General features: G+C 56.6%; 21 protein-coding genes and 1 riboswitch. Of the genes, 8 read left to right on the top strand and 13 right to left on the bottom strand.

The window, feature by feature from the left end; all coding sequences use genetic code 11:
* Positions 1 to 121: 121 nt before the first annotated feature.
* From polB to araB, 4 genes are all read right to left on the bottom strand, one after another.
* Positions 122 to 2,479: a DNA polymerase II gene (gene polB, locus INF77_RS02095; protein WP_193532390.1), complete on the bottom strand. Its 2,358-nt coding sequence runs from the start codon at positions 2,477 to 2,479 to the stop codon at positions 122 to 124.
* Between the two features lie 73 nt (positions 2,480 to 2,552).
* Positions 2,553 to 3,248 carry an L-ribulose-5-phosphate 4-epimerase gene (gene araD / locus INF77_RS02090; protein ID WP_193532389.1) on the bottom strand — a complete coding sequence of 232 codons (696 nt, stop codon included), beginning with the start codon at positions 3,246 to 3,248 and terminating at the stop codon, positions 2,553 to 2,555.
* A gap of 47 nt (positions 3,249 to 3,295) precedes the next feature.
* Positions 3,296 to 4,798, bottom strand: a complete 1,503-nt coding sequence (gene araA / locus INF77_RS02085; RefSeq protein WP_048960667.1) for an L-arabinose isomerase — start codon at positions 4,796 to 4,798, stop codon at positions 3,296 to 3,298.
* 10 nt (positions 4,799 to 4,808) lie between these two features.
* Positions 4,809 to 6,518, bottom strand: a complete 1,710-nt coding sequence (araB, locus tag INF77_RS02080) for a ribulokinase (protein WP_193532388.1) — start codon at positions 6,516 to 6,518, stop codon at positions 4,809 to 4,811.
* 335 nt (positions 6,519 to 6,853) lie between these two features.
* Between araB and araC the strand changes: the two genes are divergently transcribed.
* Together araC and INF77_RS02070 are read left to right on the top strand one after the other, a co-directional pair.
* On the top strand, positions 6,854 to 7,699 hold the full coding sequence (araC, locus tag INF77_RS02075; RefSeq protein ID WP_028015490.1) for an arabinose operon transcriptional regulator AraC: 846 nt from the start codon (positions 6,854 to 6,856) through the stop codon (positions 7,697 to 7,699).
* Between the two features lie 118 nt (positions 7,700 to 7,817).
* On the top strand, positions 7,818 to 8,585 hold the full coding sequence (locus INF77_RS02070; RefSeq protein WP_045259445.1) for a DedA family protein: 768 nt from the start codon (positions 7,818 to 7,820) through the stop codon (positions 8,583 to 8,585).
* Between the two features lie 43 nt (positions 8,586 to 8,628).
* Here INF77_RS02070 and thiQ read toward each other — a convergent pair whose 3' ends face one another.
* The 4 genes from thiQ to sgrR all read right to left on the bottom strand — a co-directional run bounded on the left by thiQ (position 8,629) and on the right by sgrR (position 13,707).
* The gene (gene thiQ, locus INF77_RS02065; protein ID WP_193532387.1) at positions 8,629 to 9,330 is read right to left on the bottom strand and encodes a thiamine ABC transporter ATP-binding protein ThiQ; all 702 of its coding nucleotides are present in this window, start codon (positions 9,328 to 9,330) and stop codon (positions 8,629 to 8,631) included.
* Positions 9,314 to 10,924, bottom strand: a complete 1,611-nt coding sequence (gene thiP, locus INF77_RS02060; protein ID WP_047367318.1) for a thiamine/thiamine pyrophosphate ABC transporter permease ThiP — start codon at positions 10,922 to 10,924, stop codon at positions 9,314 to 9,316. The genes thiQ and thiP overlap by 17 nt, the downstream gene beginning before the upstream one ends.
* The gene (gene thiB, locus INF77_RS02055) at positions 10,900 to 11,883 is read right to left on the bottom strand and encodes a thiamine ABC transporter substrate binding subunit (protein ID WP_126326304.1); all 984 of its coding nucleotides are present in this window, start codon (positions 11,881 to 11,883) and stop codon (positions 10,900 to 10,902) included. Before thiB ends, thiP begins: the two co-directional genes overlap by 25 nt.
* A gap of 31 nt (positions 11,884 to 11,914) precedes the next feature.
* A riboswitch (TPP riboswitch) is annotated at positions 11,915 to 12,015 on the bottom strand.
* Between the two features lie 36 nt (positions 12,016 to 12,051).
* The gene (sgrR, locus tag INF77_RS02050; protein WP_193532386.1) at positions 12,052 to 13,707 is read right to left on the bottom strand and encodes an HTH-type transcriptional regulator SgrR; all 1,656 of its coding nucleotides are present in this window, start codon (positions 13,705 to 13,707) and stop codon (positions 12,052 to 12,054) included.
* Positions 13,708 to 13,795: 88 nt separating this feature from the next.
* Between sgrR and sgrT the strand changes: the two genes are divergently transcribed.
* From sgrT to INF77_RS02035, 3 genes are all read left to right on the top strand, one after another.
* Positions 13,796 to 13,948, top strand: coding sequence for a glucose uptake inhibitor SgrT (gene sgrT, locus INF77_RS02045; protein WP_045631150.1), 153 nt, complete (start codon positions 13,796 to 13,798; stop codon positions 13,946 to 13,948).
* Positions 13,949 to 14,068: 120 nt separating this feature from the next.
* Positions 14,069 to 15,247, top strand: coding sequence for a sugar efflux transporter (locus tag INF77_RS02040; RefSeq protein ID WP_028015496.1), 1,179 nt, complete (start codon positions 14,069 to 14,071; stop codon positions 15,245 to 15,247).
* A gap of 217 nt (positions 15,248 to 15,464) precedes the next feature.
* Positions 15,465 to 15,617 (top strand): Hok/Gef family protein, encoded by a 153-nt coding sequence (locus tag INF77_RS02035; protein WP_010427008.1) that lies wholly within the window; start codon positions 15,465 to 15,467, stop codon positions 15,615 to 15,617.
* A 92-nt stretch (positions 15,618 to 15,709) separates the two neighbouring features.
* Here INF77_RS02035 and leuD read toward each other — a convergent pair whose 3' ends face one another.
* The 5 genes from leuD to leuL all read right to left on the bottom strand — a co-directional run bounded on the left by leuD (position 15,710) and on the right by leuL (position 20,569).
* The gene (leuD, locus tag INF77_RS02030; protein ID WP_028015497.1) at positions 15,710 to 16,315 is read right to left on the bottom strand and encodes a 3-isopropylmalate dehydratase small subunit; all 606 of its coding nucleotides are present in this window, start codon (positions 16,313 to 16,315) and stop codon (positions 15,710 to 15,712) included.
* A 10-nt stretch (positions 16,316 to 16,325) separates the two neighbouring features.
* Positions 16,326 to 17,726 carry a 3-isopropylmalate dehydratase large subunit gene (gene leuC, locus INF77_RS02025; protein ID WP_193532385.1) on the bottom strand — a complete coding sequence of 467 codons (1,401 nt, stop codon included), beginning with the start codon at positions 17,724 to 17,726 and terminating at the stop codon, positions 16,326 to 16,328.
* A gap of 2 nt (positions 17,727 to 17,728) precedes the next feature.
* On the bottom strand, positions 17,729 to 18,820 hold the full coding sequence (gene leuB / locus INF77_RS02020; protein WP_014882533.1) for a 3-isopropylmalate dehydrogenase: 1,092 nt from the start codon (positions 18,818 to 18,820) through the stop codon (positions 17,729 to 17,731).
* Complete coding sequence (gene leuA, locus INF77_RS02015; RefSeq protein WP_028015499.1) at positions 18,820 to 20,391, bottom strand: 2-isopropylmalate synthase; 1,572 nt, start codon at positions 20,389 to 20,391, stop codon at positions 18,820 to 18,822. Before leuA ends, leuB begins: the two co-directional genes overlap by 1 nt.
* Before the next feature lie 91 nt (positions 20,392 to 20,482).
* The gene (gene leuL / locus INF77_RS23425; RefSeq protein WP_071993742.1) at positions 20,483 to 20,569 is read right to left on the bottom strand and encodes a leu operon leader peptide; all 87 of its coding nucleotides are present in this window, start codon (positions 20,567 to 20,569) and stop codon (positions 20,483 to 20,485) included.
* A gap of 608 nt (positions 20,570 to 21,177) precedes the next feature.
* On the opposite strand from leuL, the gene leuO reads away from it, so the two are divergent.
* The 3 genes from leuO to ilvN all read left to right on the top strand — a co-directional run bounded on the left by leuO (position 21,178) and on the right by ilvN (position 24,720).
* Positions 21,178 to 22,122 carry a transcriptional regulator LeuO gene (leuO, locus tag INF77_RS02005; RefSeq protein ID WP_041911249.1) on the top strand — a complete coding sequence of 315 codons (945 nt, stop codon included), beginning with the start codon at positions 21,178 to 21,180 and terminating at the stop codon, positions 22,120 to 22,122.
* A gap of 380 nt (positions 22,123 to 22,502) precedes the next feature.
* Positions 22,503 to 24,227, top strand: coding sequence for an acetolactate synthase 3 large subunit (gene ilvI, locus INF77_RS02000; protein WP_028015500.1), 1,725 nt, complete (start codon positions 22,503 to 22,505; stop codon positions 24,225 to 24,227).
* 1 nt (position 24,228) lies between these two features.
* Positions 24,229 to 24,720, top strand: coding sequence for an acetolactate synthase small subunit (gene ilvN / locus INF77_RS01995; protein WP_193532384.1), 492 nt, complete (start codon positions 24,229 to 24,231; stop codon positions 24,718 to 24,720).
* The last annotated feature ends 110 nt before the right edge of the window (positions 24,721 to 24,830 follow it).

Genomic DNA, 24,830 nt, shown 5'->3' with positions numbered 1-24,830 from the left:
CGGCTCTAATCTTTAATTGCAGGCAATAGTTCGACCCCCGTCAAAAAAGACGGTCATCGAAAAATGGGTCCGGGAATGGAAAGGGCGCTATGGTACTGGATGGCAGCCATTTCGTCACGCGTCAAAATAGGCCAAGTTGCCCTGTCACAAGTGTAGCAAAATCGTCGTCCATGAACGGTAAAATTCCCTCCGCAACCGGCTGAAGCTGGCGGGTCAGGTAGTGATCGTAATCGAGAGGCGACTGCTGGTAATCAACGGGCTCCGGCCCGTTCGTTGTCCAGACGTATTTTATCGTCCCCCGGTTCTGATACTGCGGCGCGCGTCCCCGGCGTACATTCTCTTCGTCCGCCAGGCGCGCGGCGCGCACGTGGGGCGGGACGTTGCGCTGGTACTCCGCCAGCGGGCGGCGCAGGCGCTTGCGATACACCAGCTGGTCATCCAGTTCGCCGGCCATCAGGCTGGCGATGGTTTCGCGGATGTAGTCCTGATAGGGCTCGTTGCGGAAGATCCGCAGATAGAGCGTCTGCTGGAACTGCTGGGCCAGCGGCGTCCAGTCAGTGCGCACCGTCTCCAGGCCTTTAAAGACCATTCTCTGCTTTTCACCCTCCTGGATCAGCCCGGCGTAGCGCTTCTTGCTGCCCTGGTCGGTACCGCGGATGGTGGGCATTAAAAAACGGGCAAAATGGGTTTCAAATTCCAGTTCTAATGCGCTGGTTAACCGCTCTTTTTGCAAATGTTCCTGCCACCAGTCGTTTACGAAGGCCACCAGCTCTTTGCCGATTCGTGAGGCGTCGTCTTCTGAATGTGCGCCCTTAAGCCACACAAAGGTTGAATCCGTGTCGCCGTAGATAACGTCATAGCCCCGGGATTCAATCAGCGCTTTGGTCTGACGCATAATGTCGTGTCCGCGCATGGTGATGGACGACGCCAGACGCGGATCGAAGAAGCGGCAGGCGCTGGTACCCAGCACGCCGTAGAAAGCGTTCATAATAATTTTCAGGGCCTGCGAGAGCGGCTTGTTGCCATGACGTTTCGCCTCGTCGCGGCCGTGCCAGATGTTTCCCACAATCTCCGGCAGACAGTGTTTTTCGCGCGAGAAGCGTGCTCCGAGAAAACCTTCGGTGCTGTGCGCGTCGTCTGGCTGCGCCATCCCCTCCACCAGCCCCACCGGGTCAATAAGGAAAGTGCGGATAATTGACGGGTAGAGGCTTTTGTAGTCCAGCACCAGAACCGAATCATACAGTCCTGGGCGGGAGTCCATCACGTAGCCGCCGGGGCTGGCCTGCGGCGGTACGTCCCCGAGGTTGGGCGCAACATAGCCCGCACGGTGCATTCGTGGGAAATAGAGGTGGCTAAAGGCGGCTACCGAGCCGCCGTGCCTGTCAGCCGCGAGGCCATTTACCGTCGCGCGCTCCAGCAGGAACGGCATGATCTCGGTTTTGTGGAATATCTGCGTCACCAGCTCGCAGTCTTTCAGGTTATAGGTGGCGAGCGCCGGTTTGTCTTCGTTGAAGCGCCGGTCAATCTCGTCCATGCGGTCCCACGGATTGTCGATGGATTTGCCTTCACCGAGCAATTCCTGCGCTACCGCTTCCAGAGAGAAGGAGGAGAAATTCCAGAACGCGGATTTCAGCGCCTCGATGCCGTCGATAATCAGGCGGCCGTTGGCCTGCGCAAAGAACACACCGTTCTTAAAGCCGTGCTCACGCCACTCCAGCTCCGTATTTCCGCGCCCGAGCATCAGTGGGATGCGATACCGCTCTGCGTGTTTTTGCAGTACGCGCAGGTCAAACTGCACCACGTTCCAGCCGATCAGCACGTCCGGGTCGTGCTCGGCAAACCACTGGTTAAGCTTCTCCAGCAGCTGCGGTCGGCTGTTGACGTACTCAAGCTGAAAATCGAGCGCGGACGCATCGCCGTTCGGCGGTCCGAGCATATAGACAACCCGCTGCCCGCAGCCTTCCAGGCCGATGCAGTACAGCTCGCCGTGACGGGTGGTTTCGATATCCAGGGAAACCCACTTTAGCGGGGGGCGATAATGCGGATTAGGCTTGAGGCGAGCGTTGATAAGGGTGCCGTTTTGCTCAGTGCCGTCAACCCAGACGGGGGCGGTAATAAACCGCTCCATCAGAAAGCGTTCCGGCGGACGAATGTCCGCTTCGTAGAGCGTCACGCCCGCTTCGCGCAGCAGTTTTTCGTAGCGCATCAGCTGGCGATGGGCGCGGCAGTAAAGGCCATACACCGGCTGACGATGGAAATCTTTTAGCTCAAGAGGCGTGAGGCGCCAGCCGTTCTCATCGCGCAGCAGTTGTTTTACCTTCTCGACGTAATGTTCAGGGATAAACGCCACGGATTCCTGAGGAGGAAGCGTAACGTGCAGCGGGCCGTTATCTGTCGCCAGCCAGAACGCAACCTCGGTGCCCTGAGGGGTATCCCGCCAGTGTCGGGTCAGTAAAAAGCCTTCTTGCGCCTGTGCCACGCCGTTATCCCAAAAACAAAACCAGGCCTGATTATAGCCTGGTTGAATGTTTTATGCTGGGGATATATACAGTTTATTGTCCGTAATAGGCCTTCGCGCCGTGCTTGCGCAGGTAGTGTTTATCCAGCAGGGTTTGCTGCATATCCGGCAACTGAGGTGCCAACTGGCGGCAGAAGATCCCCATGTAGGCGATTTCCTCCAGCACTATCGCGTTATGCACCGCGTCTTGCGCGTTTTTACCCCAGGCAAACGGGCCGTGGGAATGCACCAGTACGCCGGGCATTTGCGCCGCGTCGATACCCTGTTTTTCAAAGGTTTCGACGATCACGTTCCCGGTTTCCCATTCGTACTCACCGTTAATCTCCGCATCGGTCATCAGACGCGTGCAGGGAATGGTGCCGTAAAAGTAGTCCGCGTGGGTGGTGCCGGTGGCCGGAATGGACTGGCCCGCCTGCGCCCAGATGGTCGCGTGACGCGAATGGGTATGCACGATGCCGCCGATAGTCGGGAAGGACTGATACAGCAGACGGTGGGTGGGCGTATCGGACGACGGCTTTTTGTTACCTTCCACCACTTCACCCGTTTCGATGCTGACCACGACCATATCCTCTGCGGTCATCACCGTGTAATCCACGCCCGAAGGCTTGATCACGAATACCCCTTTTTCCCGGTCAACGGCGCTGACGTTGCCCCAGGTCAGGGTCACCAGGTTATGTTTTGGCAGCGCCAGGTTGGCTTCAAGTACCTGACGTTTGATATCTTCTAACATCGTTGTCTCCCTGCCCGGCGAGCGCAGCGCCACCGGGCATTACGTACTTAGCGTTTTGAACCGTAATAGACTTCGTTCCAGCGCAGCGCGTCTTTAAAGGCTGGCAGACGGGTGTCGTTATCAATCACGGTCAGCTCGATATCGTGCAGCTCGGCAAACTGGCGCATATCGTTCAGGTCCAGCGCGTGGCTGAAGACGGTGTGGTGCGCGCCACCCGCCAGGATCCACGCCTCTGACGCGGTTGGCAGGTCCGGCTGCGCTTTCCACAAGGCATTGGCGACCGGCAGCTTCGGCAGAGAGTGCGGAGTTTCAACCGCATCGACGCAGTTCACCAGCAGGCGGAAGCGGTCGCCGAGGTCGATCAGGCTGGCGTTGATGGCCGGACCGGTACGGGTGTTGAAGATCAGACGGGCCGGATCCGCTTTGCCGCCGATGCCGAGGTACTGCACGTCAAGGATCGGTTTCTCTTCAACCGCGATGGAGGGACACACTTCCAGCATGTGCGAACCGAGCACCAGATCGTTGCCGTTCTCGAAGTGGTAGGTGTAGTCCTCCATAAAGGAGGTGCCGCCCTGCAAACCGGTCGACATCACCTTCATGATGCGAAGCAGAGCGGCAGTTTTCCAGTCGCCTTCACCCGCAAAGCCGTAGCCCTGCTGCATCAGACGTTGTACGGCCAGACCCGGCAGCTGTTTCAGGCCGTGCAGGTCTTCAAATGTAGTGGTAAAGGCGTGGAAGCCGCCCTGTTCCAGAAAACGCTTCATGCCCAGCTCAATGCGCGCTGCATCCAGCACGTTCTGGCGCTTGTCGCCGTTGATTTGCGCCGCAGGCGTCAGGCGGTAGCTGCTTTCGTACTCGTCCACCAGCGCGCTCACGTCGCCGTCGCTGATGTCATTCACCACCTGCACCAGGTCGCCCACCGCCCAGGTATTCACGGAGAAGCCGAACTTGATCTGCGCCGCGACTTTATCGCCGTCGGTCACCGCCACTTCACGCATGTTGTCGCCGAAACGCACCACTTTCAGGTGGCGGGTATCCTGCTTAGAGACCGCCTGACGCATCCAGGAGCCAATGCGTTGTTGCGCCTTGCCGTCCTGCCAGTGGCCGGTGACCACAGCGTGCTGCTGGCGCATGCGCGCGCCGATGAAGCCGAACTCGCGGCCGCCGTGCGCGGTCTGGTTCAGGTTCATGAAGTCCATGTCGATGCTGTCCCAAGGCAGGGAGGCATTGAACTGAGTGTGGAACTGCAGCAGCGGTTTGTTGAGGATTGCCAGGCCGTTGATCCACATTTTGGCCGGTGAGAAGGTGTGCAGCCACACGACCAGGCCGGCGCATTTGTCGTCGTAGTTGGCGTCACGGCAGATATTGGTGATTTCGTCCGGCGTCGTACCCAGCGGCTTCAGCACCAGTTTGCACGGCAGTTTGGCTTCCGCGTTCAGCGCGTTAACCACGTGCTCCGCGTGTTTCGTTACCTGCTGTAGCGCTTCCGGTCCGTACAGATGCTGGCTGCCAATTACAAACCACACTTCATAATTATTAAAAATGGTCATCATCGTGTCCTTAATGGGTCAGGGTTGCCGTAGTGTCCGCGGTGCTTTTGGCCGGGGCGGCGACAGGGAGATAGTGAAGCTCGGCGCTTTTTGCCCATTGCTGGTAGCGCTGATAAAGCTGTTCAAAGCGTTGTGCCTGCTGGACACGTGGCTGGAGTGTGTTTTCGACGGCGCTTGCCATGTGCTGCTGCGCGGTCGGGATATCCGCATGAACGCCTGCGGCCACGGCAGCGAAAATCGCGGCGCCCAGCGCGCAGCACTGATCGGAGGCCACAATCTGCAGCGGACGGTTCAGCACGTCGCAGCAGGCCTGCATAATCACCGGGTTTTTACGAGCGATACCGCCCAGCGCCATCACGTTGTTCACGTCGATGCCCTGTTCGGTGAAGCAGTCCATAATGGCGCGCGCGCCGAACGCGGTGGCGGCAATCAGACCGCCGAACAGCGCCGGGGCATCGGTCGCCAGGTTGAGATCGGTAATCACCCCTTTCAGGCGCTGGTTGGCAAACGGCGTGCGGCGACCGTTAAACCAGTCCAGCACCACCGGCAGGTGGTCGAGAGACGGATTTTTTGCCCAGGCTTCGGTGAGCTGCGGCAGGAGCTGTTTTTTGCTCGCGGTAATCTGCGTTTTCAGCTCAGGATGCGCGGCAGCCAGCTGATCCAGCGGCCAGCCGAGCACCCGGCCAAACCAGGCGTAGATATCGCCAAACGCGGACTGACCGGCTTCGAGGCCGATAAAATCTGGCACCACGCTGCCGTCAACCTGGCCGCAAATCCCTTTCACCGCGCGGTCTCCGACGCTGGTTTTATCTGCCGTCAGGATGTCGCAGGTGGAGGTGCCGATCACTTTCACCAGCGTGTTAGGCTGCGCACCCGCGCCCACGGCACCCATGTGGCAGTCGAACGCGCCGCCGGAAATGGTCACGTTTTGCGGCAGGCCGAGACGCGTCGCCCACTCTTCGCAGAGCGTGCCGACCGGAATATCGGCGGTGAAGGTGTCGGTAAAGAGCGGGTATTTCAGGTTTTTGTTGATGATCGGGTCAAGTTCATCGAAGAACGCTGCCGGAGGAAGACCGCCCCAGCCTTCATGCCACAGGGATTTATGCCCGGCGCTGCAGCGGCCGCGGCGGATATTCTGCGGGCGAGTGGTGCCGGAGAGCAGGGCGGGAACCCAGTCGCACAGCTCAATCCATGATGCCGCGGCCTGGGCGACCGAAGCGTCCGCGCGGGTAACGTGCAGGATTTTGGCCCAGAACCATTCGCTGGAGTAGATGCCGCCGATGTAGCGCGAGTAGTCGGTTTTGCCCGGCTGATGGCATAAGCGGGTGATGGCTTCCGCCTCTTCCACGGCGGTATGGTCTTTCCAAAGCACGAACATGGCGTTCGGGTTGTCGGCAAACTCCGGGCGCAGCGCCAGCACGCGGCCTTCAGCGTCCACCGGGGCTGGCGTTGAACCGGTGCTGTCGACACCAATCCCCACGACGTCGGCCCGCTGGGCGTCAGTCAGTTCAGCCAGCACGGTTTTGATCGCCGCTTCCATCGATTCAATGTAATCGCGCGGGTGGTGACGGAACTGGTTGTTTGGCGCGTCGCAGTAGCGCCCCTCTTGCCAGCGCGGATACCACTCAACGCTGGTTGCTATCTCCTGGCCAGTCGTACAGTCCACTGCCAGCGCGCGAACCGAGTCGCTGCCAAAATCGAGGCCAATTGCAATTGCCATGGTGTTGCTCCATCCGAAACAGGTATGGAAGAACATTAGAGACTGGGGATAAAAATCGTCAGGCAGGATCCGCTAATCTTATGGACTAAATTGCTGTTACGACGGAAAGTGTGACGCCGTGCAAATATTCAATGTGGACATTTCTGCCGCACTTATAGACACTTTTGTTACTGCTTCTCTGCCCGTGTCGGCAGAAAAATCAGGGGAAAAGGCTGAAACATGGCGGACGTAAAAGAGGCGTGATGCTTTTTGGATCTTTTCGCAGGCCATTTTTATACTGCTTTTATCGATATGGACAAATGGTTTCCTTCAGGACCCTTGGGAGAACTGAATCTATGGCCGAACCGCAAAACGATCCCCTGCTGCCGGGATACTCATTTAACGCCCATCTGGTGGCGGGGCTGACGCCAATTGAGGCCGAGGGGTATCTCGATTTTTACGTCGACCGGCCGCTCGGCATGAAAGGGTATATTCTGAACCTGACCGTACGCGGGGAAGGGGTGATCAAAAACGGCGATCGGCAGTTTGTTTGCCGCCCGGGCGATATGCTGCTGTTCCCGCCGGGGGAGATCCACCACTACGGGCGTCACCCGGACGCCAAAGAGTGGTATCACCAGTGGGTCTATTTCCGTCCGCGCGCCTACTGGCAGGAGTGGCTCTCATGGCCGGCTATTTTCGCGCAAACGGGTTTTTATCGTCCGGATGAGGCGCATCTGGCGCAGTTTCGTGAACTGTTCGCACAAATTATTGAGGCGGGGCAGGCGGGCGGGCGCTATGCCGAACTGCTGGCGATCAACCTGCTTGAGCAGGTGCTGCTGCGCCGCATGGAGGCGATCAACGAGTCGCTTAACCCGCCGCTGGATAACCGCGTCCGCGACGCCTGCCAGTACATCAGCGACCATCTGGCCGACAGCCAGTTTGATATCGCCAGCGTTGCCCAGCACGTCTGTCTTTCGCCGTCCCGCCTGTCACACCTGTTCCGCCAGCAGCTTGGCGTGAGCGTGCTGAGCTGGCGTGAGGATCAGCGCATCAGCCAGGCAAAGCTGTTGCTCAGCACCACCCGGATGCCTATCGCGACCGTCGGACGCAACGTGGGCTTTGAAGATCAGCTCTATTTCTCTCGCGTGTTTAAGAAGTGCACCGGCGCCAGTCCCAGTGAATTCCGCGCGGGATGTGAATAAACGGTAAACATTCAGGTGAACTTCAGGAGCATCCTGTAAACTATTCAGACAATTGATGCCTTGACGCGGTGCGGGGCGCTAAGCAGAATCGCTGATTCGTTTTCTGACCGGAATAGTTATGCAGGCATTGCTGGAACACTTTATTACCCAGTCCGTTATGTACTCGCTCATCGCCGTGGCGCTGGTGGCGTTTCTGGAATCGCTGGCGCTGGTTGGGCTGATCCTGCCTGGCACCGTGATGATGGCGGGGCTTGGGGCGCTTATCGGCAGCGGTGAGGTCAATTTCTGGCAGGCGTGGCTGGCCGGGATTATCGGCTGCCTGCTGGGAGACTGGATCTCCTTCTGGCTGGGCTGGCGCTTTAAGAAGCCGCTGCACCGCTGGTCGTTCATGAAAAAGAACAAAGCGCTGCTGGATAAAACCGAACATGCGCTGCACCAGCACAGCATGTTCACCATTCTGGTAGGCCGCTTTGTCGGGCCAACGCGTCCGCTGGTGCCGATGGTGGCGGGGATGCTGGATCTGCCCGTCGCAAAATTCGTGGTGCCGAACATTATCGGCTGCGTATTCTGGCCACCGTTTTACTTCCTGCCGGGGATCCTCGCGGGTGCGGCCATTGATATCCCTGACGGTATGCAAAGCGGTGAGTTCAAGTGGCTGCTGCTGGGAACGGCGGTACTGCTGTGGCTGGCGGCCTGGCTCTGCTGGCGGCTATGGCGCAGCGCGAAAGCCAGCGTCGATCGCCTGACGCGCTATCTCCCGCGCGCGCGCCTGCTATGGCTGGCCCCGCTGACGCTGGGCGTGGCGGTGGTAGCGCTGGTCGCGCTGATTCGTCATCCGCTGATGCCGGTGTACGGCGAAATCCTGCTGAAGGTGGTTAGCCGTTAAGGTGTTTTCCCTCTCCCCGTGGGAGAGGGCCAGGGTGAGGGCGTCAGACCGCACGAATGCCCAACAATGAAGACGCCCCCGCGTTACCACTCAGAAGTTCTTCTGTTTCTCCATCCCAAAAAATCCGTCCCTCCGCGATCACTACCGATCGCGGCGCAATGCGTGCGGCATCTTCAATGCTGTGCGAAACCATCAGCATCGTGATCTGCTGGCGCTGGCAAACCTCTTCCACCAGCGAGAGCATCTCCTGGCGCAGGGCCGGGTCGAGTGCCGAGAAGGGTTCATCGAGCAGCAGCAGCGGCTGCTCGCGCACCAGACAACGTGCCAGCGCCACGCGCTGACGCTGGCCGCCGGAAAGCTCACCGGGCAGTCTGGAAATCAACGCGGACAGGCCCATTTGTTCGGCAATCTCCTCCAGCTTCTGACGCTGCGCAGCATTGAGTTTTAACCCCGGATCGATTCCCAGCGCGATGTTCTGCCACACCGTAAGGTGATTAAACAGATTGTTTTCCTGAAACAGCATCGACACCGGGCGCTTAGACGGCGGAGCGTAGGTATACTCGCCATTATCAATGACTATCGACCCGCTGACAGGCTGCAAAAAACCGGCAATCAAATTGAGCAGGGTACTTTTACCGGCCCCGCTTGGGCCAAGCACCGCAATTCGCTCTCCCTGACGAACGGAGAGGGTAAAACGCATTGGCAGGTGCTGGTAAAGCCAGGTTACATCAGTCAGTTTTAACATCACGCCCCGGGAGTTTTTCGATAACGGTAAATAACGCAAAGCACAGCACCAGCAGTAAAAGTGCCGTGACCGCGCCGTCCTGGCTGCGATAGGAGCCAATTTGCTGATAAAGCCAGAAAGGCAGCGTGCGGAAATCCTCGTTGCCAAAGAGGGCCACCACGCCAAAATCCCCAATCGACAGCACGCAGGCGAAGGCCATCGCCTGGGCGAGCGGCCGCTTCAGGGCGCGTAGTTCGACCACTTTCAGCCGCCGCCAGCCCATAATGCCAAGGGACTGGCACAGGGCGCTGTACCGGCTGTTAACATCCCGCATCGGGTTTTCCAGCACCTTCAGCGCGTACGGTATGGCCATTAAGGCGTTGGTAAAAATGACGATGCCGTCGGCGCTTTCCGGCAGGCCGATGGTGCTGTTAAACAGTAAAAAGAAGCCGGTCGCCAGCACAATGCCCGGCATCGCCAGGATCAGCATGCCCGTCAGTTCCAGCGCGTGTCCGGCTTTACGGGCATGTCGCGCGTACAGCTCGCGGCTGCTCCAGAGCAGCATCATGGTGAGCGTCACGCAGATTAGCCCGGCTGCCAGCGCGATACGCAATGAGGTCCATGTGGCTTGCCACAGGACCGGCTGTTGAAGTACCGATACCACATTCCTGTTGAGGCCATCGGCGATCACGGCCAGCAGCGGCGGCAGCAGAAGCAGGAGCGCCAGCGCGATCAGCATCACGTCCGAGATGCGGCTGTGCAGGCTGTCCTGCGGATCGCGCCAGCCGGAAAGGTTATTGCTTCCTGCGGGGATCGCTTTGCTCAGCCGCTGGCTGAGTAACACCAGCGCCAGGCAGCACACCATTTGTACGATCGCCAGCAACGCGGCGCGGCCCGGATCGTAGTCGTAGCTTAATGCCTGATAGATCGCCAGCTCAATGGTGGTGGCCTGCGGGCCGCCGCCGAGAGAAAGCACGGTCGCAAAGCTGGCGAAACAGAGCATAAAGATCAGCGCGGCCACCGGGGCAATCTGGCGTCGCAGCCACGGCCATTCGACAAAGCGGAAGAATGACCATCCGCGCATGCCGAGCTGGGCCGCAATCTGGCGCTGCTCGCCGGGTATGTTCTCCAGCGCCTGCAAAAAGAGGCGCGTCGCCATCGGCATATTGAAGAAAATGTGTGCCAGCAGGATGCCCTTCAGCCCGTAGGGAGAGAAGGTCCATTCCAGGCCTAAAGACGCGAAGAGGGAGGCCAGCCAGCCCTGGCGACCGTATACGCTCAGGATGCCAAAGACGGCCACCAGCACGGGCAGGATCAGCGTCATGGCGCACAGGCGCAGCAGTGCCAGCCTGCCGGGGAAACGTCTGCGATAGAGGGCACGCGCAAGGAAAATGGCCGGGATGACTGACAGCAGCGCGGAGAGAAACGCCTGCCAGAAGGAGAAACGGATAACGTGCCAGAGATAGCTATCGTGCCAGAGCGCGAGCAGATCGCTCTCTGGCGCGTTAAACCACAGCGCCAGAAACGCTCCCAGACTGACGACCACCATCAGTATGGCGGCAATCAGTCCGGGAACTAACCAGCCGGGGATCAGCGGCTGACGGCGCGTTGCCATTCGCTTATCCATGCGGCGCGCTGCGCGGCAACCTGCTGCGGCGTAAATTCCAGCGCGGTCTGCGGTTTGTTCAGCTGCTCAAAACCTGCCGGCAGCGTCGCGTCGGTAACCGGGTACATCCAGTTGCCCGTCGGAATGGCGTTCTGGAATGCCGGGGAGACCATAAATTTCAGGAACTTCTCGGCCAGTTCCGGCTGTTTACTGGCGGCGGTGCGGGCAGCCACTTCAACCTGCAGGTAGTGACCTTCAGCGAAATTCGCAGCTGCGTAGTTGTCTTTCTTCTCGGCAATAATATGATAGGCCGGAGATGTGGTGTAGCTCAGCACCAGATCGCTTTCGCCTTTCAGGAACAGGCCGTAGGCTTCGCTCCAGCCTTTAGTGACCGTAACGGTTTTCGCAGCCAGCTTTTGCCACGCCTCAGGCGTTTTGTCGCCGTAGACTTTCTGCATCCACAGCAGCAGGCCCAGACCCGGCGTGCTGGTGCGCGGATCTTCGTATATCACGCGCCATTTCTGGTCGCTTTCGACCAGCTCTTTCAGGCTCTTCGGCGGGTTCTTCAGTTTGTTTTTATCGTAGACGAACGCAAAGTAGCCGTAATCGAAGGGAACGAAGGTGTCGTTTTTCCAGCCGCCCGGCACGTTGACGGCATCTGCCGCTACGCCGCTTTTGGCAAACAGTCTGGTTTGCGTGGCGGCTTCCAGCAGGTTGTTATCCAGCCCGAGCACCACGTCGGCCTTGCTGTTTTTCCCTTCCATGCGCAGGCGGTTAAGCAGCGACACGCCATCTTCCAGCGCCACGAACTTCAGCTCGCAGTTGCAGTCGGCTTCAAAGGCTTTTTTAACCACCGGGCCGGGGCCCCAGTCGGCGGAGAAGGAGTCGTAGGTATAGACCGTCAGAACAGGCTTAGCAAAAACAGGCAGCGCAACCAGCGCCAGCAGAGGAAGAACGTTTTTTAACACTTTGCACCTCAGGGTTGAGTGGCAAAGGATTTTGAGAAACAGCCTCAAATCCCTTCGCCGGCGTTATCCGGATCAGGTTCGACGGGTATTATCTCAGCGCACATCTGTGATGCAGCACCCCGTTGAGAACGGCGCTATTGTAATGATTTGGTGAATATTACGAAAGCGTTATGGCTCCGGCGGCGCAAACCAGGCGGATTTAAAATCAAACCAGCCCAGGGTATTCATCCGCAGGCCGCGCATGCTGCGCTGTCCCTGGATCAGCAGCCAGTGGTGGATCAACGGTACGATGGTCTGCCCGGCCAGGAGCTCCTGGCACCACGCGGCCAGATCCATCTCTCCTGCCCGCCACTTCGCGGCGTCCTGCTGCCAGTCCCGGCTGATGCAGTGCTGAATGAGAGGCACTTCATACAGGTGTGAAAATAGCGAGAAATCCAGCGGCAGCGTAAAGTTGGCGCTGTTGAGCCAGATATCGCTGACGACATCCCCTCGGTGCCATTCATCATAATCGACTTCCTGTATCGCCAGCGTCACGCCTTCTGCCGCGAGCAGCTTGCTCATAATCTTCGCGATAAAACGGTGCTCAATGTGATCGCGATAGTAGCTGAGGGTGATGGTCTCCAGCCCGGCAGGTTTCTCGCTGCGGACCGGCTGTGCATGGTGCCAGCGCGGAAGCAGGCCATAGGCCGGGAACCACCAGGTCTGGTATTGCTCTTCAGCGTGATAAATCAGGTTAGCCGGGGCCAGAATATGGCTGATCCACTTGCGGACATCGTGGTTTGCTCCGCGGTGGCTGCGGCTGTCAAAGAGAAGATAGTAGCAGCCCTCCTCCAGGCGACTTTCGAACGCCTTTTCGCTGGTTGTGGGCCCCTCCAGGGTGAGGCCTGCGCTCAGTTCTTCGTTGAGGTCCGGTAACACCCAGACGTTCACTTCGTCGATCAGCGCCCGATAGCCAAAATAGTCATCAAAGGCGCGGATCTTCAGCTGATTGCTGTTATTGCGCGTAACGGAGTAGGGGCCTGTACCGATCGGCTGGCTGGAAAAATTGTTCAGGGATCGCCACTCGGCAGGCAGGATCATCGAGGGCACGTAGCCCAGAAGCCACGGCAGCCAGTTGTCTGGCTGGGACAGCTCAATATCCAGCGTCCAGGCCGTTGGGGAGTGGATCCGCGTGATATGCGAATAGAGCGGCAGCGTGCGGGCGCGCTCTAAAGAAGCGATGACGTCACGCATCTCCAGCTCGCGTCCATGGTGGAAATGAATGCCGGGTCGTAAAAAGAAGCGCCAGTGCAGGGGGGAAAGCTGCTGCCAGTGGTGGGCGATATCCGCTTCCAGTTCCCCGTTTTCCTCATTTATTTTCGTCAGGCCGCTGAATATCTGCCGGGCCATGTGGGTTTCAGAGCGACGCAGCGCCGTACCAGGCAGCAGATTTTTCATTGGGCGGTAGTAAAGCACCCGCAGAATGTGGCGTCCCTGGCGAAAGCTGCGTCCCAGGTGTGAGACCAGCATCTGGCGCACGGCGGCCTTGTCACCCACCAGCTGGACTAGCTGATCGATGCGGTCCTGCTCCAGCAGATCCTCCGCCCGCTGCTGCTGCAGCGCCAGGCCGGTATACAGGAAGGTCAAGCGTGAGCGCTTGCCGCGTCCCGCCTCGGCCTCCCAGCTTAGCCAGCCCTGCTGCTGCATAGTGTTGAGTAACGTGCGCATATGGCGGCGTGAGCAGTTGAGGAGTTCTGCCAGCTCGTTAAGCGTGGTCTCCTGCGATTGACCCTCGCAGCACTGCCACAGGCGAATGAATTGTTGTTGCAGTCGACCGGATGGCATAAAAGAGGAACTCCTGACAAAAAATCAGCAATTTATTAATCCCTATATTAAGCCAATAATGCTTCCCGATGAAGTGAGGAGGTAAATTATGAAGAGGTCTACCGCACGTCAGTTTTATCAGCAGTACTTTTCAGCGACAAAAGGAGTGTCCTGGCTGGCCCGCCAGTGTGCAGAGCAACGGCTGAGAATCCTGGAAGATCTGATGCAGTGGGACGTTACGAAACCGACCTCTTCTCGCTAACTCGCCTCGATCATGTGTGACTGAGTATTGGTGTTTATCACCCGCCAGCAAAATGTTTTTGCTGGCTTTTTTCGTTTATTCTTTCACCCAATTTCGATTCGCTTTCACAAGGACTTGCGCATGCTGTGGTTGATGACGATGGGGCGCCGCCTGAATGGCGTGTACGCTGCTTTTATGCTGGTGGCCTTCATGATGGGCGTGGCCGGTGCGCTACAGGCACCGACGCTGAGCCTGTTTCTCAGCCGCGAGGTGGGGGCGCAGCCGTTTTGGGTGGGCCTGTTTTATACCGTTAACGCGATTGCCGGGATCCTCGTTAGCCTGGGGCTGGCGAAACGATCCGACAGCCAGGGCGATCGCCGCAGGCTGATCCTCTTTTGCTGCGCCATGGCCGTGGGCAACGCGCTGCTTTTTGCCTTTAACCGTCATTACCTGACGCTCATCACCTGCGGCGTGCTGCTGGCCTCTCTGGCGAACACCGCCATGCCGCAGCTCTTCGCGCTGGCCCGTGAATACGCCGACAGCTCGGCGCGAGAGGTAGTGATGTTCAGCTCGGTGATGCGCGCACAGCTCTCGCTGGCGTGGGTCATCGGCCCGCCGCTGGCCTTCATGTTGGCGCTGAACTATGGCTTTACGGTCATGTTTTCTATCGCGGCAGGCATTTTTATTATCAGTCTGGCTCTGATTGCCTTTGCGCTGCCGTCTGTCGCCCGGGTTGAGCAGACGACGGATAAGCCCATCACTCAGGTGAGCGGCTGGCAGGATAAAAACGTGCGGATGCTGTTTATCGCCTCCACGCTGATGTGGACCTGCAACACCATGTACATTATTGATATGCCGCTGTGGATCAGCAGCGATCTAGGCCTACCGGACAAGCTTGCGGGGATCTTAATGGGGACCGCCGCCGGGCTGGAAATTCCGGCGATGATTCTGGCGGGGTATTACGTTAAGCGCTTCGGAAAGCGTCGGATGATGATCGTTGCCGTGGCGGCTGGGGTGCTGTTCTACGCGGGGCTGCTCCTTTTCCATTCGCGTGAAGCGTTGCTGGCGCTGCAGCTGTTTAATGCCGTGTTTATTGGCATCGTTGCCGGGATCGGCATGCTCTGGTTCCAGGATCTCATGCCCGGCCGCGCCGGCTCTGCGACTACGCTTTTTACCAACAGTATTTCGACGGGCGTTATTCTGGCGGGAGTGATTCAGGGCGCGCTGGCGCAAAGTTATGGTCATGCCTCGGTTTACTGGATGATTGCGGCGATTTCGGTGGTAACGCTTGGGCTGACCTGCCGGGTCAAGGATGTTTGATTCTGGAAGGTGGCTTCACGAAATGAAACGATTTTCTGACAGATACAGAGAAGGCGCATAGAGTGCGTGACGGGTGCTTGAGGCTGTTTGCCTCAGGCTTTCGCAAGAGGCAAACAGTGGAGAGTCCCACATCAAAAAAACTGATGGGGAGACAAACTTCACAACCAACATTGCGAGGTTAGTCTCTTCATTGCCGAAAAGCAATAAGGAGGCTGGAATGCCAAAACGTACTCTGCTGTTAGGTTTGTTTCTGATCTGTACGACGCTATTGATCTTCACCTGGATGGTGCGTGATTCGCTGTGTGAGTTGCACTTCAGACAGGAGAAAACAGAGCTGGCGGCAGTGTTGGCTTACGAAGCAAAACGTTAGCGGTATTGGCGGGGGAAGTGTCCCCGCCTCTCCAGAGTGGTTGAGCCTCAACGCACCCTTATCAATGGCCCGCGCCCTGCGGGCCATTGCCTTTAGCCCATAAATGCAGGCTGTTTTTTCTCGTACGCTGAGATGGCATCCTCGTGCTGGAGCGTCAGGCCAATGCTGTCCAGACCGTTCAACATGCAGTGGCGACGGAAGGCATCAATGCTGAAGCTGTAGGTCTTATCCCCGGCTTTCACCACTTCCGCTTCCAGATCCACCTCAAACGCCATCCCCGGATTTGCCTTAACCAGCGCGAACAGTTCATCGACCTGCTCGTCGCTCAGCGTCACCGGCAGCAACTGGTTGTTGAAGCTGTTGCCGTAGAAGATATCCGCGAAGCTCGGGGCGATAACCACCTTAAAGCCGTAGTCGGTCAGCGCCCAGGGCGCATGCTCACGCGATGAGCCGCAGCCGAAGTTTTCCCGCGCCAGAAGAATAGATGCACCTTTGTATTCCGGGAAGTTCAGGACGAACTCCGGGTTTGGCACTTCGCCTTTGTCATCGAGAAAACGCCAGTCGTTAAACAGGTGTGCGCCAAAGCCTGTGCGAGTCACTTTCTGCAAAAACTGCTTCGGAATGATCGCGTCCGTATCGACGTTAGCTGCGTCCAGCGGGACAACACGGCCCGTATGTTGGGTAAATTTCTCTGCCATGATTGTCTCCTTATTTCAGGCTGCGAATATCGGCGAAATGGCCGGTGACTGCCGCAGCGGCGGCCATTGCCGGGCTGACCAGGTGAGTGCGTCCACCCCGGCCCTGACGGCCTTCAAAATTACGGTTGCTAGTGGAGGCGCAGCGCTCGCCCGGATTCAGACGGTCGTTGTTCATCGCCAGACACATTGAGCAGCCCGGCAGACGCCATTCGAAGCCTGCTTCGATAAAGATCTTATCCAGTCCTTCCGCTTCCGCCTGGGCTTTCACCGGACCGGAGCCTGGAACCACCAGCGCCTGCACGCCCGGCGCCACTTTGCGGCCTTTGGCAATCTCTGCCGCCGCGCGTAAATCCTCGATACGGGAGTTGGTGCAGGAGCCGATGAACACCTTATCAATGTTCACGTCGGTCAGCGGTACGCCGGGTGTCAGCCCCATATAGGCCAGCGCTTTTTCCGCGCTGGCGCGTTCGACCGGATCGGCGAAGGAAGCCGGGTCAGGAATGCTGTCGTTGACGGAGATGACCTGGCCAGGATTGGTACCCCAGGTGACTTGCGGCGCAATCTCTTCCGCCTGCAGCGTGACAACGGTATCAAAGGTGGCACCGTCGTCAGTTTTCAGGGTTTTCCAGTACGCGACCGCGTCGTCAAAATCCTGACCTTTCGGCGCGTGCAGACGGCCTTTCACATAGTTGAAGGTGGTTTCGTCCGGTGCGACCAGGCCTGCTTTAGCACCCATCTCAATCGCCATGTTGCACAGGGTCATACGGCCTTCCATGCTCAGCGCCTGAATGGCTTCACCGCAGAATTCCACCACGTGACCGGTACCGCCTGCGCTGCCGGTTTTGCCGATAATCGCCAGCACGATATCTTTCGCGGTGATACCCAGCGCGGCTTTGCCCTTCACCTCAATCTTCATGGTTTTGGCGCGGCCCTGTTTCAGAGTTTGCGTCGCCAGAACGTGCTCAACTTCCGATGTGCCGATGCCGAACGCCAGCGCGCCAAACGCGCCGTGGGTCGCGGTATGGGAGTCGCCGCAGACGATGGTCATGCCCGGCAGCGTAATACCCTGCTCAGGTCCCATCACGTGGACGATGCCCTGATACGGGTGGTTCAGATCGTACAGCTCCACGCCAAATTCGTTGCAGTTCTTGATCAGCTCCTGCATCTGGATGCGCGCCATCTCGCCGGAAGCATTGATGTCTTTGGTCTGGGTGGAGACGTTGTGATCCATCGTGGCAAAGGTTTTACCCGGCTGGCGCACCGGACGCTTGTGCGCGCGCAGGCCGTCGAAGGCCTGTGGAGAGGTCACTTCGTGCACCAGGTGGCGGTCAATGTACAGCAGCGGGGTTTCGTTTGGCGCCTCGTAGACAACATGCGCATCAAACAATTTTTCATATAACGTCTTGGACATGATTACACCCCTTCAGCGACATAGCGGGCAATGATGTCGCCCATTTCATCAGTACTGACTGCTGCCGTGCCGCGCGCTAAGTCACCGGTACGGACGCCTTCTTCTAACGCCCGGTTAATGGCGTTTTCAATTGCGGTTGCTGCGTCGCCTGCATCGAGGCTGTAGCGCAGCAGCAGGGCCAGGGAGAGGATCTGCGCAATCGGGTTCGCAATGTTCTTGCCTGCGATATCCGGCGCGGAACCGCCCGCCGGTTCGTACAGGCCAAAGCCTTCTTCATTCAGGCTGGCGGATGGCAGCATGCCCATAGAGCCGGTGATCATCGCGCACTCGTCAGACAAAATATCGCCGAACAGGTTGGAGCAGAGCAGCACGTCAAACTGGGACGGATCCTTAATCAGCTGCATGGTCGCGTTGTCGATGTACATATGCGACAGCTCAACGTCCGGGTACTGCTTAGCGACTTCACTGACGATCTCGCGCCACAAAATGGACGACTGCAGCACGTTCGCCTTATCAATGGAGGTCACCTTATGGCGGCGCTTGCGTGCGGATTCAAAGGCGATATGGGCGATACGTTCAATTTCGAAACGGTGGTACACCTCGGTATCAAACGCTTTCTCGTGCTGCCCGCTGCCTTCGCGACCTTTTGGCTGACCGAAGTAGATCCCGCCCGTCAGCTCACGCACGCACAGGATGTCGAAACCGTTGGCCGCGATATCCGCGCGCAGCGGACAAAACTCTTCCAGCCCTTGATACAGCTTAGCCGGACGCAGGTTACTGAACAGTTTAAAATGTTTACGCAGCGGCAGCAGCGCGCCGCGCTCTGGCTGCTCTGCTGGCGGCAGGTGTTCCCATTTTGGGCCACCGACGGAGCCAAACAGAACGGCATCGGCATTTTCGCAGCCTTCAACGGTGGCTTTCGGCAATGGCGTTCCGTGGTTATCAATCGCAATACCGCCCACGTCGTAGTGGCTGGTGGTAATTTTCATCGCAAAACGCGAGCGAACGGCTTCCAGTACTTTCAGCGCCTGTGCCATCACTTCCGGACCAATACCGTCACCCGGCAACACAGCAATATGGTAGTTCTTCGACATTACACGGTTTCCTTGTTGTTCTCTTTATTCTGAGCTTTGCGTTGCAACTCTTTTTCGACTTCAGCGGCGCGCCAGATGTTGTTCAGGACGTGCACCATCGCTTTCGCGGAGGATTCGACAATATCCGTCGCCAGGCCCACACCGTGGAAACGGCGGCCATTATAGTTGACGACGATATCCACCTGACCCAGCGCGTCTTTACCGTGCCCTTTCGCCGTCAGGTCGTATTTCACCAGCTCTACGTCGTACTCGGTAACGCGGTTGATCGCCTGATAGATGGCATCCACAGGGCCGTTACCGTTGGCGGCTTCCGCTTTGATTTCATCACCGCAGGCCAACTTGACCGAGGCGGTAGCGATGTCGCTGGAGCCGGACTGCACGTTGAAGTAGTCCAGACGGAAGTGCTCTGGCTCTTCCTGCTGCTTGTTGATGAAGGCCAGCGCTTCCAGGTCGTAATCGAATACCTGGCCTTTCTTGTCGGCCAGCTTCAGGAACGCGTCGTACAGCTGATCCATGTTGTAATCGCTGTCCTGATAGCCCATCTCTTCCATCCGGTGTTTCACTGCCGCACGACCAGAACGGGAGGTCAGGTTCAGCTGAACCTGGTTCAGGCCGATGGATTCCGGAGTCATGATTTCGTAGTTTTCACGGTTTTTCAGCACGCCGTCCTGGTGAATGCCGGAGGAGTGGGCGAACGCGCCGGTTCCAACAATCGCCTTGTTAGCCGGGATCGGCATGTTGCAAATCTGGCTGACGGTCTGACTGGTGCGCCAGATTTCGTTGTGATTGATGCGGGTGTGCACGTTCATGATATCTTTGCGCACCTTGATCGCCATGATTACTTCTTCCAGTGAACAGTTGCCCGCGCGTTCACCGATACCGTTCATTGCACCTTCTACCTGACGTGCACCGGCGTGCACCGCAGCGATGGCATTGCCTACGGCCAGGCCCAAATCATCATGGGTATGTACTGAGATGATTGCTTTATCAATGTTAGGTACGCGCTCATACAGGCCGGTAATGATGTTGGAGAACTCAAACGGCATGGTATAGCCGACGGTGTCCGGGATGTTGATGGTTTTAGCGCCCGCGTTGATGGCGGCTTCGACTACGCGCGCCAGGTCTTCAATCGGCGTACGGCCCGCATCTTCACAGGAGAATTCAACGTCATCGGTGTAGTTGCGTGCGCGCTTAACCATGTATACCGCGCGTTCAATGACTTCATCCAGCGTGCTGCGCAACTTGGTTGCGATGTGCATTGGTGAGGTTGCAATAAAGGTATGAATACGGAAGGCTTCGGCCACCTTCAGCGACTCAGCCGCAACGTCGATATCTTTCTCTACGCAGCGCGCCAGACCGCACACGCGGCTGTTTTTAATGGTGCGGGCGATAGTCTGTACGGATTCAAAATCACCCGGAGAGGAGACGGGGAAACCAACCTCCATCACGTCGACGCCCATACGCTCGAGAGCCAGCGCAATCTGCAGTTTCTCTTTTACACTCAGGCTTGCCTGTAATGCCTGTTCACCGTCACGTAAAGTAGTATCGAAAATAATGACTTGCTGGCTCATGGGTTAGGTCCTTGTCAGTCTTAGGGCGCCTTGCTACGAGCATAAAAAAACCCGCGCAGTGGCGCGGGTTTTTAGTCTTACTGGTGACGATTCAACGCTGAATTTCGCCCGCCAGTCTACCGCGCACAGTGGATGCGTTTAGTAGTAGTAGACCGATGAAACGAATGGTGCGTGTCATGAATCGTGCTCCGTTAAATTCAATATGCTTTTAGTGGTACTGGATACCGCTGTGCATGTCAACCCCTGATGGTAAAAACGGCCCCAGAAGGCTAAACAGAGAGGGTGTGTTGTTTAGCTTATTGTGCTGGGTTTTTGATTTTTAACTTAACTAATTGTCTATTTTTGGACTTAAAAAACATTTGCAGAAACGAATAAACATAACGGGTATTTTTCAGGTGACGCAGTCCTCACAAATGCTTTCTCTTTAAACCGTTTTACTATCATCGAGTTATCTTTTTTGAGAGAACTTTTTCTCCCTTCATATAGAATCATTGATAACAGATTGTTAACTTAATTCTGCTCAATGTCGATAACAGTTTAATTATACTTAAGTCATCCTTAACTGGATGGTTATTGTATATTGATTTGGTTTATGGTTTCATTCAAACACTAAAGTTAAGCATATCCTTTGTGCCGTTTTGTATTATAGCATTATTAGATAATCTTTATATATTCCGATTTTTAAACAATTTTCTTTCGCTGGTCGTATCTGCATGGTAAATCATATTTTTCGAAATTATTACAGTGCGTTGGCGAAGGGAGTGTAGCGTGACAGTGGAGTCAGAAGTGCCAGAAAATAATATTAAACAACCACAGATTACTGATGGAATTAAACCACAGTTACGCACGGTGGATCTTAATCTACTGACGGTGTTTGATGCTGTCATGCAGGAGCAGAATATCACGCGTGCGGCACAAGCCCTGGGGATGTCACAGCCTGCCGTAAGTAATGCCGTTGCCAGGCTTAAGGTTATGTTCAACGACGAATTGTTTGTTCGTTATGGAAGAGGGATCCAGCCTACAGCGCGGGCTTTCCAGCTTTTCGGCTCCATCCGCCAGGCGCTGCAGCTGGTGCAAAATGAGCTGCCGGGCTCGGGCTTTGAACCCTTAAGCAGTGAGCGAGTATTCCATCTCTGCGTCTGCAGCCCATTAGATAATTATCTGACGTCAATTATTTATAATAAAGTTGAAGAGATCGCACCTAATATTAATCTCGTCTTTAAATCGTCCTTAAATCAAAACACCGAACACCAGTTACGTTACCAGGAAATCGAATTCGTCCTGGGTTATGAAGAATTCCGCCGTCCTGAATTTTCCTGTGTACCGCTGTTTAAAGATGAAATGGTGCTGGTTGCCAGCAAAAAACATCCACGACTGAATGCGCCGTTACGAGAAAGTGACGTTTATAGCGAACAGCATGCCGTTGTTGCGCTCGACAGATATGCCTCCTTTAGCCTGCCCTGGTACGACACTGCGGAGAAACAGGCGAGCGTGGCTTATCAGGGGATGGCCATGGTCAGCGTATTAAACGTCGTTTCCCAGACGCAGCTGGTGGCAATAGCCCCACGCTGGCTGGCAGAAGAGTTCTCTGGCGCGTTAAATCTGCAAATTTTGCCTCTGCCGCTCAAGCTAAATAGCCGCACCTGCTATCTCTCCTGGCATGAAGCTGCTGGACGGGATAAAGGACATCAGTGGATGGAAGAGCTACTTATTAGCATCTGCCGTCGGTAATCGAGTCAGGATAAATTGCATCTTTGCATGTGATTTATCCTGGTTTTGTTTCTTTTATTAATATTTTGTTCTGTTACGTATTTTATCTGGCGCCTGCCAGGCCCGTAAAAATAGATGATTTTCTACATCGCCGCGCTTTTCAGCGATGATTTATCATCTCATCCCCTAATTTCAGATGAATTAACCATATCCTCTGACAATGTCTGTTTTTTCTGCTTTCACAGCCTCTTCTCTCTCCTGGTTTGCGAATTGCCTGCCTCATAACGAGCGGTTAAGGTAAGTATCACTCTGCAAAATAGAAGACGGGTTCATCCCGATCGCAAGACGGTGCGGAAATGAATTCGGCGGTCCGTCTATAACAAAATGCCTGGAGGCAAAGCATGGAGATGTTGTCTGGCGCGGAAATGGTCGTCCGGTCGCTGATCGATCAGGGCGTAAAGCAAGTGTTCGGCTATCCTGGCGGCGCGGTCCTCGATATTTATGACGCACTGCATACGGTAGGGGGTATTGACCATGTGCTGGTACGCCATGAGCAGGCGGCGGTACATATGGCCGATGGCCTGGCGCGTGCGACGGGTGAAGTGGGCGTGGTCCTGGTCACGTCGGGGCCCGGTGCGACAAACGCCATTACCGGCATTGCGACCGCGTACATGGACTCTATTCCGCTGGTGATCCTTTCCGGACAGGTCGCGACATCACTGATTGGCTATGATGCGTTTCAGGAGTGCGACATGGTCGGGATTTCGCGTCCCGTCGTGAAGCACAGCTTCCTGGTCAAGCAAACCGAAGACATTCCTGGCATTCTGAAGAAGGCGTTCTGGCTGGCGGCAAGCGGGCGCCCGGGGCCGGTGGTGGTCGATCTCCCTAAAGATATCCTGAACCCGGCAAACAAGCTGCCTTATGTCTGGCCGGAATCGGTGAGCATGCGCTCTTACAACCCAACAACGCAGGGCCACAAAGGTCAGATCAAACGCGCGCTGCAAACGCTGCTGGCCGCTAAAAAACCGGTGGTCTATGTCGGTGGCGGGGCCGTCAATTCAGCGTGTGAGGCACAGCTTCGTGAACTGGTTGAAAAGCTCAATCTTCCTGTTGCGTCATCGCTGATGGGACTCGGAGCGTTTCCCGCCACCCACCGTCAGGCGCTCGGCATGTTGGGTATGCACGGTACCTATGAAGCCAACATGACGATGCATCATTCTGACGTCATCTTTGCCGTCGGCGTGCGTTTTGACGATCGTACGACCAACAACCTGGCGAAGTATTGCCCGAACGCCACCGTGCTGCACATTGATATCGATCCGACGTCAATTTCAAAAACGGTGTCGGCTGATGTACCTATCGTCGGCGACGCGCGACAGGTCCTTGAACAAATGCTGGATCTGCTGGCGCTGGAAAACACAGCGCAACCGCTGGATGAAATCCGTGACTGGTGGCAGCAAATTGAGCAATGGCGCGCGCGGCAGTGTCTGAAATATGACACCCAAAGCGAGCATATTAAGCCGCAGGCGGTCATCGAAACGGTATGGCGACTGACGAAAGGCGACGCGTATGTGACCTCTGACGTGGGCCAGCATCAAATGTTTGCCGCCCTCTATTATCCGTTTGATAAACCGCGTCACTGGATCAACTCGGGAGGTTTAGGCACGATGGGCTTTGGCCTGCCTGCCGCGCTGGGCGTGAAGCTGGCGCTGCCAAATGAAACCGTCGTCTGCGTGACCGGAGACGGCAGTATTCAGATGAACATTCAGGAACTTTCCACCGCGCTGCAATATGAGTTGCCGGTACTGGTGCTCAACCTTAATAACGGCTATCTCGGTATGGTGAAGCAGTGGCAGGATATGATCTACTCGGGCCGCCACTCTCAGTCATATATGAAATCGCTGCCGGATTTTGTTCGTCTTGCTGAAGCTTACGGTCATATAGGGATGCGGGTGACCGATCCGGCTGAACTGGAAACGAAGCTCGCAGAAGCGCTTGAGCACGTTAAAAACAACCGCCTCGTCTTTATGGATGTCATCGTTGATGGAACCGAGCACGTTTATCCGATGCATATTCGCGGCGGCGGTATGGACGAGATGTGGTTAAGCAAAACGGAGAGAACCTGATATGCGCCGGATATTATCGGTATTACTGGAAAACGAGTCTGGCGCACTGTCGCGCGTCATTGGGCTTTTTGCGCAGCGTGGCTATAACATTGAAAGCCTGACCGTGGCGCCAACGGACGATCCGACGCTGTCGCGTATGACGATTCAGACCGTTGGCGATGCCAAGGTAATTGAGCAGATCGAGAAACAGCTGCATAAGCTGGTCGATGTGCTGCGCGTAAGCGAGCTAGGGCAGGGCGCTTACGTTGAGCGTGAGGTCATGCTGGTAAAAATACAGGCCAGCGGTTACGGGCGCGAAGAGGTCAAACGCAATGCGGATATCTTCCGCGGGCAGATCATCGACGTCACGCCTTCACTTTATACGGTTCAACTGGTCGGAACCAGTGACAAGCTGGACGCTTTCCTGACATCCGTGCGGGATGTAGCAAAAATTGTTGAGGTGGTGAGATCGGGGATCGTTGGTCTGTCACGCGGCGAGAAAATCATGCGGTAGTTGTTAAAAAGGTTCGCCTCTTTCAGCCCGGTCACCAAAGCCGGGCTTTTTTTTGCGTAATCAGCCGACAACGCAGATAAAAGCGGTTGCCGCGAAGGCTTTTCTGCGTT

This window comes from Enterobacter cloacae complex sp. P1B, assembly GCF_014982345.1.
In the GTDB taxonomy this organism is placed as follows: Bacteria; Pseudomonadota; Gammaproteobacteria; order Enterobacterales; family Enterobacteriaceae; genus Enterobacter; species Enterobacter bugandensis.
This window is presented reverse-complemented; position numbering and strand designations above follow the sequence as displayed.